General features: G+C 70.0%; 9 protein-coding genes, 2 tRNA genes and 1 pseudogene. 5 read left to right on the forward strand and 7 right to left on the reverse strand.

What is annotated here, in order from left to right; genetic code table 11:
- Positions 1-5 precede the first annotated feature (5 nt).
- Together BM362_RS35215 and BM362_RS35220 are read right to left on the reverse strand one after the other, a co-directional pair.
- Complete coding sequence (locus BM362_RS35215) at positions 6-806, reverse strand: 6-phosphofructokinase (RefSeq protein ID WP_244287389.1); 801 nt, start codon at positions 804-806, stop codon at positions 6-8.
- 109 nt (positions 807-915) lie between these two features.
- The gene (locus BM362_RS35220; protein ID WP_093576103.1) at positions 916-3,051 is read right to left on the reverse strand and encodes a phosphocholine-specific phospholipase C; all 2,136 of its coding nucleotides are present in this window, start codon (positions 3,049-3,051) and stop codon (positions 916-918) included.
- 287 nt (positions 3,052-3,338) lie between these two features.
- On the opposite strand from BM362_RS35220, the gene BM362_RS35225 reads away from it, so the two are divergent.
- Positions 3,339-3,746 carry a YbaB/EbfC family nucleoid-associated protein gene (locus BM362_RS35225; protein ID WP_093576104.1) on the forward strand — a complete coding sequence of 136 codons (408 nt, stop codon included), beginning with the start codon at positions 3,339-3,341 and terminating at the stop codon, positions 3,744-3,746.
- Between the two features lie 16 nt (positions 3,747-3,762).
- On the opposite strand, the gene BM362_RS35230 is transcribed toward BM362_RS35225, so the two are convergent.
- The 3 genes from BM362_RS35230 to BM362_RS35240 all read right to left on the reverse strand — a co-directional run bounded on the left by BM362_RS35230 (position 3,763) and on the right by BM362_RS35240 (position 5,208).
- Positions 3,763-3,834: transfer RNA gene (locus tag BM362_RS35230), tRNA-Val, on the reverse strand.
- Positions 3,835-3,868: 34 nt separating this feature from the next.
- Positions 3,869-3,940: transfer RNA gene (locus tag BM362_RS35235), tRNA-Val, on the reverse strand.
- 83 nt (positions 3,941-4,023) lie between these two features.
- Entirely contained in the window at positions 4,024-5,208 is a 1,185-nt protein-coding gene (locus tag BM362_RS35240; protein WP_093576105.1) for a sigma-54-dependent transcriptional regulator family protein, read from the reverse strand.
- A gap of 174 nt (positions 5,209-5,382) precedes the next feature.
- Here BM362_RS35240 and BM362_RS35245 point away from each other — a divergent pair, with 174 nt between their 5' ends.
- Positions 5,383-7,200 (forward strand): NAD(P)/FAD-dependent oxidoreductase, encoded by a 1,818-nt coding sequence (locus tag BM362_RS35245; RefSeq protein ID WP_067594452.1) that lies wholly within the window; start codon positions 5,383-5,385, stop codon positions 7,198-7,200.
- A gap of 36 nt (positions 7,201-7,236) precedes the next feature.
- Here BM362_RS35245 and BM362_RS35250 read toward each other — a convergent pair whose 3' ends face one another.
- A complete protein-coding gene (locus tag BM362_RS35250; RefSeq protein WP_244287390.1) occupies positions 7,237-7,773 on the reverse strand; it encodes a TetR/AcrR family transcriptional regulator C-terminal domain-containing protein in 537 nt (178 codons plus the stop codon).
- Positions 7,774-8,047: 274 nt separating this feature from the next.
- On the opposite strand from BM362_RS35250, the pseudogene BM362_RS50800 reads away from it, so the two are divergent.
- A pseudogene (locus BM362_RS50800) lies at positions 8,048-8,347 on the forward strand (alpha/beta hydrolase); the annotation flags it as partial.
- Positions 8,348-8,795: 448 nt separating this feature from the next.
- The gene (locus BM362_RS35260) at positions 8,796-10,298 is read left to right on the forward strand and encodes a class I adenylate-forming enzyme family protein (RefSeq protein WP_067594445.1); all 1,503 of its coding nucleotides are present in this window, start codon (positions 8,796-8,798) and stop codon (positions 10,296-10,298) included.
- 128 nt (positions 10,299-10,426) lie between these two features.
- Here BM362_RS35260 and BM362_RS35265 read toward each other — a convergent pair whose 3' ends face one another.
- Positions 10,427-11,836: an aminotransferase-like domain-containing protein gene (locus BM362_RS35265; RefSeq protein WP_067594442.1), complete on the reverse strand. Its 1,410-nt coding sequence runs from the start codon at positions 11,834-11,836 to the stop codon at positions 10,427-10,429.
- On the opposite strand from BM362_RS35265, the gene BM362_RS35270 reads away from it, so the two are divergent.
- On the forward strand, positions 11,835-12,782 hold the full coding sequence (locus BM362_RS35270) for a DMT family transporter (protein WP_067594440.1): 948 nt from the start codon (positions 11,835-11,837) through the stop codon (positions 12,780-12,782). The two genes, BM362_RS35265 and BM362_RS35270, sit on opposite strands and share 2 nt — an antisense overlap.
- The last annotated feature ends 5 nt before the right edge of the window (positions 12,783-12,787 follow it).

A 12,787-nucleotide genomic window follows, 5' to 3' on the forward strand; every position in this document is an offset into this window, starting at 1 on the left:
GGACTTTAGCCCGCTTCGTCAGCTGAGCAGAGCGTCGACTTCGCGGTAGCGCTCGGGAGAGACCGTTTTGCGCACGGCTGCCGCGGCCAACGGGACGGTGATGACATCGGTGCCGCGCAACGCGACCATGACGCCGGACTCGCCGGAGTGCACCGCGTCGACCGCGCGCAGGCCGAACCGGATGCCCAGTTCCCGGTCGGACGCGGTCGGCCGTCCGCCTTCCTGGCTCGCCGCGAAATCTCCTCGGACAGCCAGGTCGCCACGCCGTTCGGTACCGGAATCCCGTCCGGGAGCGCGCCTTCGGAGACCACGATGATCGGCGCGCGGCCTCGGTCGAAGCGGCGCGTCACCCGGGGCAGCACTCGGTCGAGACCGCATGGGTGCTCCGGGCCGAGGATCACGTCCGCGCCGCCGGCCAGCCCGGCGTGCAGGGCCAGCCAGCCGGAATCCTGGCCGGCGACCTCGACGACCAGCGCGCGCTCGTGCGATTCGGCGGTAGTGCGACAGCGGTCGAGCGCGTCGGCGGCGAGTTTCGCTGCCCCGGCAAGGGCATCCGCCGAGCCGAGCACGACGAGGTTGTGCAGCGAATCGCCCGGCTTGACCGGGCCGCGCGACGAGCTGAGAAAGGGCCGGTGGCGGATTTCGCCGATCTCGGGAGACCCGATCGGCACGCTCCGGTTCTCCCGCAGCCCGGCCCCGCCGTCCTGGATGCCGGAGATTTCCCAGCCGTGCACGTGAATGCCTTTGCGGGCGAAAGCCCGGAGCACCGCGTTCGCTCCGGGGCAGCCGAGGTCGCCGATCCGCATGCGCCGAGCGTGGCACGACTGAATCGATGAAGCGAGCGGAATGCGGAAACGCCCGGCAGGGTCCACCCGGCCGGGCGTTTCCGCTCTCTTTCGTGGTTTTCCGGCGGGACTACCGGCGCGGACCGGGGTCGCTGAAGCTCGGCCGGCCTGTCTCGTTGTGCCCGGCGAACCGGCGCAGGTAGCCCGGCGAGGCGGGGTCGGTCACCGAGATGTCGAACCAGCCGAACGCGGACGCCGTTTCGCACGGCGCCCGCCGGGTTTCGCCAGGACCGAGCACGATCGTGCGGGCGGTGCCACGGCTGTAATCGTTGCGCAGCTTCAATTTCCGGCGCTGACGGCCCGGGTTCGTGACGGTCAGGGTCAGCAGCGGGGCGCCGTAGTTGTTCGTGGACACCGAGACCTCGGGTTCGGTGGCGTCCGCGGTGGTCCCGGTGAACTGCGCGAGGTAACCGTTCGCGCCGGTGACGCGCAGGTCGTAGTTGCCGTGCTCGTCGGCGCCCGGCGCGCCCTCCCAGATGTCGCTGATGGTGTCGTGCGCGGCGACCGTGTAACGGCGGGGCGAGTCGCCGTGCGCGTAGACGTAGAAGTACGCGCCCGCGGTGCCGTCGTTGGTGAATCGCACCGAAACCGAGCGCCCGTCGCGCTTTCCGGCGAGCGCGGTGGTGAACCGGTACGGCAGCGCCCGCGCGGGCCGGACGCCCGGCTCCTGCTTCGGCATCGTCTGCGGAAGCTTCACCGAGAACGGCTGGTTCTTGCTCGGCAGCGGGGCGGGCGTGGGCGTCACGACCGGTTTGGCCTGCGGGCGGGAGAAGTCGAACGCCGAGGTGAGGTCGCCGCAGACGGACCGCCGCCACGCGCTGATGTTCGGCTCCGCCACGCCGAACCGGGCTTCGAGGAAGCGCAGCACCGAGGTGTGGTCGAAGGTTTCCGAGCAGACCCAGCCGCCGCGCGACCACGGCGACACGACGAGCATCGGTACCCGGGAACCGAGCCCGGCAGGGTGTTTGCCGGTGAGTGCAACGCCGGTCGGCGCGCCGCCGGTGCCCTTCGGGAGCTTGTCGAAATCGAGGGTCTCATCGGGCAGGCTCGCGGCGAGCGAGCCCGAGACCAGGCCGTCCGTGCCCGCCTGGTTGAGCAGCGGCGGCATCGGCGGGACGACGTGGTCGAACAGGCCGTCGTTCTCGTCGTAGTTGATGAAGAAGACGGTCTTGCTCCACACCTCGGGGTTCGAGACGAGCGCGTCGAGGACGAGGTTCAGGTAGTACGCGCCGTCGCTGGCGGAAGCGGCGGCGTGCTCGCTGTACTTGTACGGCGGGACGATCCAGGTGACCTGCGGCAGCTTCCCGGCCTGGACGTCGGCGCGGAACTCCTTGAGCGTGTGCGTCGAGACGCCCTGCTCGACCAGCGGCCCGGACGCGCCTTCCTGCGGGTGGTACTGCGCGAAGAACTCAAGCGAGTTGTCCGTGTAGTTGTCCGTCGGCTCGCCGGGGATACCGCTGCCGCCCTGGTAAAGCTTCCAGCTCACCCCGGCCTGCTGCAGCCGTTCGGGGTAGGTCGTCCAGCTGTAGCCGTTGGTGCCCGGCCGTTCCCCGAGCCCGGGCCCGTTCTTTTTGCTGCCGAGACGGTTCTGCGTGTCGATCGTGCCGGACCACAGCAGGATCCGGTTCGGTGCGGTGTCCGCGGGGACGGAGCAGTGGTAGGCGTCGCAGATAGTGAACGCTTCGGCGAGCGCGTAGTGGTACGGCAGCTCGGACCGCTGCTGGTAGGTCATGGTGAACACGTCTTGTTTTTCGTTCACCCAGCCGTCGTAACGCCCGCCGTTCCACAGCGGTTCGCCGCTGCCCCAGCCGTGGTGGGTGCCGGCGATGTGCTCGCTGGTGCGCAGGGCGTCGAGCGGGAACGGCAGTACGTACTCGGCGTCGTCAGGCAGGCCGCGGCTGTGGTAGGCGGAGGTGCGCACCTTCGCCGGCGGCTGGTAGAAGACCGGCCGCCCGCCGGGCAACAGGTGCGGCCGGGGGTCGCCGTAGCCGCGCACGCCGCGCATGGTGCCGAAATAATGGTCGAAGGACCGGTTCTCCTGCATGAGGACGACGACGTGCTCGACGTCCTCGATGGTGCCCGACCGGCGGGCCGGTTCGACCGCGAGCGCCTTCCCGATAGACCCGGGCAGCAGCCCGCCTGCCGCTGCTCCGGCGAGCGATGCGCCCGCCATGCCGAGAAAATTCCGGCGACTCGTACCCGCCATGGTGCGTTCCTCCACGTGTTCGCGGCGAGACAGCGGTCGCCCGGAGTCACCGGCCGCCGCTCGCCCGGGGAAGAGCATGAACGAGCTGAGTGTCCCGGATCTGGCGCGCGGGTGAATACTCCGTCCGGGGACGGCTTCTCGTGATCGCCGCGGTGCGCCGGGCGAGACTCGGGACCAGGTTTCCGGGCAAAAAAGTCATGGGTGCTTCTTGGCGCACAAGCACTTCGACTGAGCGGGCCGAACTGTGCTTTCCTGGCGGACGGTCCGGACGGAAGAAGGAGCACACCATGAGCGATCCGCCGCCGAACGGGCCCGGCCCCACCGCGCGGATCGACCAGATGGTCGCCCAGGCGAAAGCGAAAGCCGAGCGGTACCAGGCGATGCAGGCCGCGGCCGGGCAGGTGTCGGTGACCGAGACCGGCAAGGACGGCTTGGTCGCCGTCACGGTCGATTCGGCGGGCAACCTCACCGACCTGCGCATCTCGGACCGGGTCCGGGAACTCTCGGGCGACCGGATCGCCGCCGCGGCGACGCTCACACGCGAAGCCCGACCCCGCCAAACCGAAACCCACAAAATCGACGGGACCACGCACCTTGGGGGGTCCGGGGGGCGAAGCCCCTCCGGGCGGGGCCTGGGGGTCGCACCCCCAGAAAACACGACGAGACGAGCAGGCCCGCGCTCTGTGCGGGCATAGCTCGCCTCAAGTCGAGTGGGCGATACTGGGATCGAACCAGTGACCTCTTCGGTGTGAACGAAGCGCTCTCCCCCTGAGCTAATCGCCCGTTGTGCAACGCACCAGCCTGGGGTGGACTGGAGTGCGCGATACTGGGATTGAACCAGTGACCTCTTCCGTGTCAGGGAAGCGCTCTCCCGCTGAGCTAATCGCGCTTGCTGCTGTGCAACGTGTCGTAAACATTAGCGGACGCCTCGGCGACGCCCGCATTGGGGGCCGGTTTGCCGGACTGTGCTGGTCACTGTCCTGCGTGGACAGTCATGCGCACGCCTTCGGCCAGGCGGTAGGGGCGGGTGTCGACGATGGCGCCGAGCAGGCGGCGCAGGCGCGACACCTCGGCGCGGACGGTGACCAGGTGTTCGGCGTCGCCGTAGAGGGCGTGGCTCAGCGCGACCGCCGACAGGCCTTCGCGGCCTGCTTTGTGGAGGCGGACCAGGATTTCGGCGTGCCGTTTGGTGACCGGGCGGCGCCAGCCGGTGTCGCCTGCCCGGAAGCTCAGCAGGGGAGCGGGCGTGAGGTCCAGGTCGAGCCGGACGGTGCGGGCGGTGTCGGCGGGGCGGACGAGCCAGCCGTCGGCGATGGGTTCGGGGAGACAGGCTCCCAGGCCGGGGACGGCGACTACCTGGCCTGCTCGGGGGGCGGCGATGCGTTCTCCCGCGGAGACGCCGACGCTGTGGGCGACCCAGCCGTCCTCGTCCACGACCAGGGCGGGGCCGGCGGAGAGGACAGGTTCAGCCATTTGGCGCAGTCGTTCGAGGCGCTGGCGGTGGGTGCGCCACAGTTCGGATTCGGCCAGGCGCTTGCCGGTTTCGACGAGGGCGCCGATCGCGGGGTGCAGAGTGAGCGCGGGGCCGCTGACGTCGATGACGCCGAGCAGTTCGCCGGTGCGCGGGTCGTGGATGGGCGAGGCGGTGCAGTACCACGGGTGCTGGTTCTGCTCGAAGTGTTCGCCGGCGAGCAGTTCGATCGGCGCGGCTTCGGCGAGCGCGGTGCCGATCGCGTTCGTGCCGACGCGGGATTCGGTCCATTCGGAGCCTTCGACGAAGCCCAGCGTGTCCGCCTTCCGTCGGACGGCGGACGAGCCTTCGCGCCACAGGATGATGCCGTCGGCGTCGGTGACTACCAGGAGCATGTGCGCCGAATCGGACGTCGCGCCGACGACCTGGCGGAGGTCTTCGATGACGTGCCGCAGCGGGGAGCCGTGCCTGCGGCGTTCGACCTCGTCGCCGGGCACCGAATCGCGGGCGTTCATCCCGTCGGCGGTGAGGCCGAGGCTCAGCACGCGGGACCAGGAGCGCGAGACGAGCGGCCGCGGCGGCACCGCGGGACGGCTGCCGCCGATGACCGCCTCGTGCATGCGGACGAGGTCGCGGGCGTGGGTGGGCAGGTTGCGGCCCGGAGGCACCGCACTGTGCACCACCACAGTCACCTCCCGCACCGTCGCGTTAGCCGCCCAGCATAGGTGACCTGCGCCGATGTTTCCACGCACCGGGCGCGTGCAACTCGCTGCAACCCTTGCCGCACGCCCTGCCCGGGGAGTGTGATCGGCGCTACACCACCGACGACGCTGGCATCGCGAGCAGATGGAGGAGCAGCCATGACACAGACGGTCGACCGGCCCGCGCGGGCGGGCACGCCGCAGGCCCGGGCCGAGGACTGGCTGGCCCGGTTCGAGGCCGCGCTGGCCGCCCGCGACATCGAGGCTGCCTCGGCGTTGTTCGCCGTCGATTCCTATTGGCGCGACTTGGTTTCGTTCACCTGGAACCTCAAGACCGTCGAGGGCCGGGACGGGGTCGCCAGCTTGCTCGGCGGCTGTCTGGAAGCGACCGGCCCGAGCGGCTTCCGCACCACCGAACCGGCCACCGAGGCCGACGGCGTCACCGAGGCGTGGATCGAGTTCGAGACCGCCGCCGGACGCGCGAAGGGGCATCTGCGGCTGAAGGAAGAAGGCGCGTGGACGCTGCTCACCAGCTTGCGTGAGCTGAAGGGCTTCGAGGAGTCGCAGCGGGAACGGCGGCCCAAGGGCGTCGAGCACGGCGTGGTCCGCGGCCGCCGGTCGTGGGCGGAGAAGCGGGCCGAGGAGCAGGAGACGCTCGGCTACGACCGGCAGCCCTACGTCGTGGTGATCGGCGGCGGCCAGGGCGGGATCGCGCTCGGCGCCCGGCTGCGCCAGCTCGGCGTGCCGTCGCTGGTGGTGGAGCGCAACGACCGGCCCGGCGATTCGTGGCGCAAGCGGTACAAGAACCTCTGCCTGCACGACCCGGTCTGGTACGACCACCTGCCTTACCTGCCGTTCCCGGAGAACTGGCCGGTGTTCGCGCCGAAGGACAAGATCGCCGACTGGCTTGAGATGTACACGCGGCTGATGGAGGTGCCGTACTGGACGCGTTCGGCGGTCACCTCGGCGGTGTGGGACGACGACGCGAAGCAGTGGCACGTCACGGTGGACCGCGACGGCGAGCAGGTGGTCCTCACGCCGCGGCACGTCGTGTTCGCGACCGGGATGTCCGGAAAGCCGAATCTGCCGTCGTTCCCCGGCATGGACGAGTTCGAGGGCGATCAGCACCACTCGTCGCAGCACCCCGGCCCGGACGCGTACGCGGGCAAGAAGGCGGTCGTCGTCGGGTCGAACAACTCGGCGCACGACATCTGCGCGGCGCTGTGGGAGCACGGCGCGGACGTGACGATGGTGCAGCGCTCGTCCACGCACATCGTGAAGTCGGATTCGCTGATGGATCTCGGCCTCGGCGACCTGTACTCGGAGCGCGCGCTCGCCGCGGGCGTCACCACCGAGAAGGCCGACCTGATCTTCGCCTCGATCCCGTACCGGATCATGCCGGAGTTCCAGATCCCGGTGTACCAGGCGATCCACGAGCGCGACAAGGACTTCTATGCCCGGCTTGAGGCAGCGGGCTTCAAGCACGACTGGGGCGACGACGGCTCCGGCCTGTTCATGAAGTACCTGCGCCGCGGTTCCGGCTACTACATCGACGTGGGCGCTTCGGAACTCGTCGCCAACGGCAGCATCAAGCTCGCGCACGGCCAGGTCGACCGCTTGACCGCGAACTCGGTGGTGCTTTCCGACGGTACGGAACTGGAGGCCGACGTGGTCGTCTACGCGACCGGCTACGGCTCGATGAACGGCTGGGTCGCCGACCTGGCCGGCCAGGAAACCGCGGACAAGGTCGGCAAATGCTGGGGCCTCGGCTCGGAGACGACGAAGGATCCCGGCCCGTGGGAGGGCGAGCAGCGCAACATGTGGAAGCCCACCCAGCAGGAGGGATTGTGGTTCCACGGCGGGAATCTGCACCAGTCGCGGCATTACTCGCTGTATCTGGCGCTGCAGTTGAAGGCGCGCTTCGAAGGGCTTGAGACGCCGGTGTACGGGCTGCAGGACGTGCATCACCTGTCTTGACGCGGTGCGGGAGACCCGGTGACCGCTTTGGGGCGGTCACCGGGTTTTTTCGTGCAGGCCAGCCAGAATGATGCGCATTCCCTCGGCGAACTCGGCTTCCGGATCGCTTGCCGCGGCGGCCTTGGCGATCTCGGCCAGTCCGGCGAACGGCAGCTCCGCGATCCTGCCGGTGGTCTCGCTGACGTCCGTGTCGCGCAACAGCGGACCGGCCAGTTCGGCTTGCGCAAGCCCGGTGACGAAGGCCGCCACGGTCCGGAACGCGACCAGCAGTTCCGTGCCGGACCGTCCGCCCCGCGCGAGCGCTTGCACGAGAGCCTCGGCCGGCCGGAGGGCCGGCAGGTCGAAGCTGCGGCGGGTCAGGATCAGCGGGATGGCGTGCGGATGCGCCCGCACCGCCCGCCACATTCCCTCGGCGACGGCATGGACGTCGGCGCGCCAGTCGCCGGAGGGATCCGGCCAAGTCGCCGAGGCCAGCACCGCTTCCGTGACGAGTTGTTCCAGCCCGTCCCGGCCGTCGACGTAGTTGTAGATCGTCATCGGCCCGGTGCCCAGTTCGGTCGCGAGGCTGCGCATCGTCAGGCCGTCCAGTCCGGCGGTGTCGACCAGCGCGAGCGCGGCGGCCTGCAGCCGTGCGCGCGTGAACTTCCGCGGTGCGGGCAGGAATCTCTTTGATTAAGTGCAAGGCACGTGTTCAGCTGGGTTCACGTACAACGTACTTGATGGAGGGATGGTGTGCACCGCCTTTCGTTCCGGCCGCGACGAGTGCGCGGCCTGGCTCACCGTCCCGGACTGGCCGGGGCCGCATCCGGCGCCCGTGCTCGTGCACGGCGGCGGCGCGACGCACGAGATGACGCTCGGCCAGTACGAAACCTGGTTCTCCGCAGCGGGTTTCGCCGTGCTGGCGTTCGATTTCCGGCACCTCGGCGAATCCGGCGGCGAGCCCCGGCAACGGGTCAGCCAGCGCCGGTACGCCGAGGACGTCGACGCCGCGCTGGCGTTCGCCCGCGGCAGGCCGGAGATCGAGGCGGGCCGGATCGCGTTGTGGGGAACCTCGTTCGTGTCCAGTCACGTGCTCGCCGCGGCGGCGCGGGATCCGTCGCTGGCCGCGGCGGTCGTGCAGGGTCCGGTGTTCAGCGGCCGGGCCGTCGTGGCGCGAGCCGGGCCGCGGCACCTGGCGCGGTTCGCCGGGCCGATCGTGGCGGACCTGGTGCGGTCCGCGTTGCGGTTGCCTCGCCGGTACGTTCCGCTGGCCGGCCGTCCGGGCGAGCTGGCCTTCGTGAATCAGCCCGGCGCGCTGGAGGGCGGGGAATCGGTCACGCCGGAGGGCGGTGAGTTCGACAACCGGATCACCGCCGCGTCCGGCTTGGGCATGGTGTTCTACAACGCCGCCGCGCGGGCCTCGCGGGTGCGGTGTCCGCTGCTGATCTGCGCCTGCGACCGCGAGAATCCCATCGACCCGTCGATCGCCGCCGCGGGCCGTGCTGAAGCACTACGATGCGGATCACTTCACCGTCTACCATCCGCCTGTGGTCGAAAAGGTCGTCGCGGATCAGCTCGACTTCCTCGCCGTCCACCTGACCCAGTGAGGACGAGCGATGACGCGTATTCACGACCTGCTCCGCACCGCGCCTGCGGACGCCGTCGGCTGGACGGCCGGTTCCCAGGACCTCCGGTTCGCCGAGATGGACGCCTGGTCGGACCGGATCGCCGCCGATTTCCTGCGGCGGGGCGTGCGGCGCGGCGATCGGATCGCGGTCAACGGGCGCACGACGCCGGAGTGGCTGGCGGTGTACTTCGCCGCCGCGAAGATCGGCGCGGCGGTCGTCGGGCTGAGTCCTCGGTACCGGGAGACCGAATTCGCGCACATCCTGAACGATTCCGGCGCGCGTCTCGTGGTCACCGAACCTTCGGCGGGGGACGTCGATTTCCTCGCCCTGCTGGGAAACCTCAAGCTGCCTGGCGTTTCCGCGGCGACTTTCGCCGAACTGGGCGCAGCGGAGCCGGACACCGAGGCGCTGGCGGCCGCGTCGGCGGCAGTCGAGAAGGACGATCCGGTGATGATCATTTACACCTCCGGCACCACCGGCCGTCCCAAAGGCGCGACGCTGACTCATCGCGGCCAGCTGGCGTCCGCCGCCGCGGAAGCCGATCACCTGCAGCTGAGCGCCGACGACGTGCTGCCGGTGGCCGTTCCGCTGAACCACGTCAGCGGCATCACCTGCTGCATCCTGTCCGCTTTGGTCGCGCGCAGCCGGACGGTGCTGTTGCCGTCCTTCGACGCCGGTGCTGCCGCTGATCTGTTCCGGACGGCTGGGCTGACGATGTGGGTCGGCGTGCCGACGATGCACACGCTGCTGCTGAACCACGAGCGTTTCGCCGGTATCGACACTTCCGCGATCCGCGTAGTCGTCACCGGTGGCGCGAATGCGGAACCTGCTTTGCTGCAACGCCTTACGGCTGCGTTCCCGAAGGCGACGGTGATGAATCTGTACGGGCTGAGCGAGGTGTCCGGTGCCGTGGTGATGACGCCGTGGAATGCCGGCACGGAAGCGACCGAACGCTCGATCGGCGTCCCTTTCCCCGGGGTGGAAGCAAAAATCGCGTCCCCGTCCGGAGAAGCACTGCCGACCGGCGAAACCGGCGAATTGCTGTTCCGGACCCCGTCGATCATGGCCGGCTACCACAATCTGCCGGCGGAAACCGCCGCGGCGCTCGACGCGGACGGCTGGCTGCACACCGGCGACATGGCCCGCGCGGACGAGGACGGTTGCCTGACGCTGCAGGGCCGCGCCAAGGACATGTTCGTCCAAGGCGGATTCAACATTTATCCGGTCGAGGTGGAGAACGTCCTCGCCGCGCATCCCGGGGTGCTGCTGGCGGCCGGGGTCGGCGTGCCCGATCCGGTGCTGGGGGAGATCGGCCGGTATTACGTTGTCCCGGCACCGGAATCGGCGGTCACCGAAGCGGAGCTGAAGGAGTTCTGCGCGGTGCAGGTGGCCGATTACAAGGTTCCGCGCCAGATCGTGGTCCGGGACAGCCTGCCGCTGACGCCGGCCGGGAAGGTGCGAAAAGCGGCTCTGCGCGCGGAAAACGGCTAGCGGCCGGACGAAACGGGCCGCAGGCTTCACTGGCGAGAAGTCCGTCCGGGCGTCGCGCGCCGGGCCAATCGGTGCGGGGGAAGGCCCCGAACGCCGCTGAGTCCGCACACGCTGCTGAGAAACCGTGGTCAGGCGTTCGCCAGGACCGCCGCCTGGATCACCCGCGCGGCGTCGGCGAACGCGTCCGGATTCGGCCCGGCGTAGTTGAGCCGGATGAACCGTCCGGTCGGCTCGGCGGGGAACCATTCGTCGCCAGGGCCGATGACCACACCGGCGGATTCGCAATCGCGGACCACCCGTGCCAGGTCGACCGTTCCGGGAAGGCGCGCCCAGAGGTTCAGTCCGCCCTGCGGCACGGATTCCGCCTGGACCGCGGGCGCGTGTTCGCGGAGGCCGGTGAGCAGCAGGTCGCGGCGGATCTTGAGCTGGTGCCGGACCCGGCGCAGGTGGGTGCGCCAGGCGGGCTGGGTCACGACGTCGAGTGCGACGGTCTGCAGCACCGTGCTGACGTACATCGATTCCGCCAGCGTGTCGACGAGAATCCGGTCGCGCGCCGGGCCGCGGGCGATCAGCGCGGCGACGCGGATCGCGGGGGAGACGCTCTTGGTGAGGGAGCGAAGGTAGACCACGTGGCCGTCGTCGTCGCGGCCCGCGAGCGGCTGCGGTTCCGCCGTGATGCCGAAATCGTGCGCGGAATCGTCCTCGATCAGGAAAGCGCCGTGCTGGCGGACGGTGTCGAGGACGCGGCCGGCCAGGCCGGGCTGCCACAGCGCACCGGTCGGGCTGGCGAAACTGGGCTGCGCGTAGAAGGCCCGCGCGCCGGTTTGCTCGAACGTCCTGGCCAGTGCGTCGGGATCCGGCCCGTTCGGGCCGCTCGGCACCGGAACCACCGCGACGCCCGCTTTCGCCGCCGCGAGGATCGCGCCCCAGTACGTCGGGGATTCCAGCAGCAGCGGCTGTCCCGGGCCGACCAGCGCGCGGAAGGCGGTGACCAGGCCGCTCTGGCTGCCCGGGGTGATCACGACGTCGCGCGGGGTCACCGGGGCGATATCGGCCGGGGTCGCCGCGCGCAGTTCCGCGGCGAACCAGGCCTGGAGTTCGGGAACACCCGCGGTCGGCGGCCGTCCGACCAGCGCCGCCGTCCGTGCGGCCCGGGAGAACGCGCTCCGGACGAGACGCTCCGGCAGCAGCTCTGGGTCGGGATAGCCGGAATGAAGCGCTACTGAGCCAGTGGAGACCGGCTGCAGCGACGCGGGCTGTTTGAGCAGCCCGTGCCCCGGGGTGCCCAGCGCCGCGGTCTGCCAGCCGTAGTCGCCGGACCCGGTGGCGGGCGCCGCGCGGACGAACGTGCCGACTCCCGGCAAACTCTCCACCAGTCCTTGGGAAGACAGGCTGCGCAGTGCCTTCTGGACAGTCACCGGACTGGCCGAATACCGTGCGACCAGCTCCCGCGACGAGGGCAGCTTCGCTCCCGCCGGGGCGGTGGCGATCCACTCGCGCAGTGTCGAAGCGATCCGAGAGCTGCTATCGTCGGACATGAAACTGAATGATAGCGCTACTCTCCCAGAAGCACCGGCGCTACCCCGGACCGGTCTTTGGTGGGGCCTGCTCGGTGTCGTGGCGTTCTCGTTCACCGTGCCGTTCACCCGGGTCGCGGTGGAAAACGGCGGCCTCTCGGCGATGTTCATCGGCGCTGCCCGGGCAGCGGCCGCCGCGGTGCTCGCGAGCGTCGCGCTGATCGCCGCCAAACAACGACTCCCGCGCGGCACCCAGTGGTTCCGCCTCGCCGTCGTCGCGGGCGGAGTGGTGATCGGCTTCCCGATGCTGACCTCGTACGCCCTCACCACAGCCTCCGCCAGCCACGGCGCCGTCGTCATCGCGCTGCTCCCCGCCGCGACCGCGGTAGCAGCGGTGCTCCGCACCCGCGAACGTCCACCCGCGACTTTCTGGGCCCTGGCCATCGTCGGTGCCGTCGCGGCGATCGGCTTCGCCGTCCTGCAGGGCGGTGGCCTCAGTGGACTGCAGTGGTCGGACGCGCTGTTCTTCGGCGCGGTGCTGGCCGCCGCAGTCGGTTACGCAGAAGGCGGTTTGCTGGCGCGGGAATTAGGCGCCTGGCAAACCGTTTCGTGGGCGCTGGTGGTCGCCTCGCCCTTGATGGTCGCGTTGACCGTCGTGTCGGTGGCGAGCCACCCTCCACATGCGACCGTAGGCGAGTGGGCCGCTTTCGCTTATTTGGCGGTGGTGAGCATGTATCTGGGTTTCTTCGCGTGGTATCGCGGGCTGGGCATCGGGCCGATGACTCAGGTCAGCCAGGTGCAGTTGGTGCAGCCGGTGCTGAATCTGTTGTGGGCAGCGGTATTCCTCGGCGAGGAGCTGACCTGGCAGACCATTCTGGGCGGGCTGGCCGTGATCGTCTGCGCGGGGAGCGCGGTGCGGGTGCGGACTGCTACGCGAAGCAGCAGGTCGTCCTGCGGACAATGCTGAGGGCG

This window comes from Amycolatopsis rubida (assembly GCF_900115345.1).
GTDB lineage: Bacteria > Actinomycetota > Actinomycetes > Mycobacteriales > Pseudonocardiaceae > Amycolatopsis > Amycolatopsis rubida.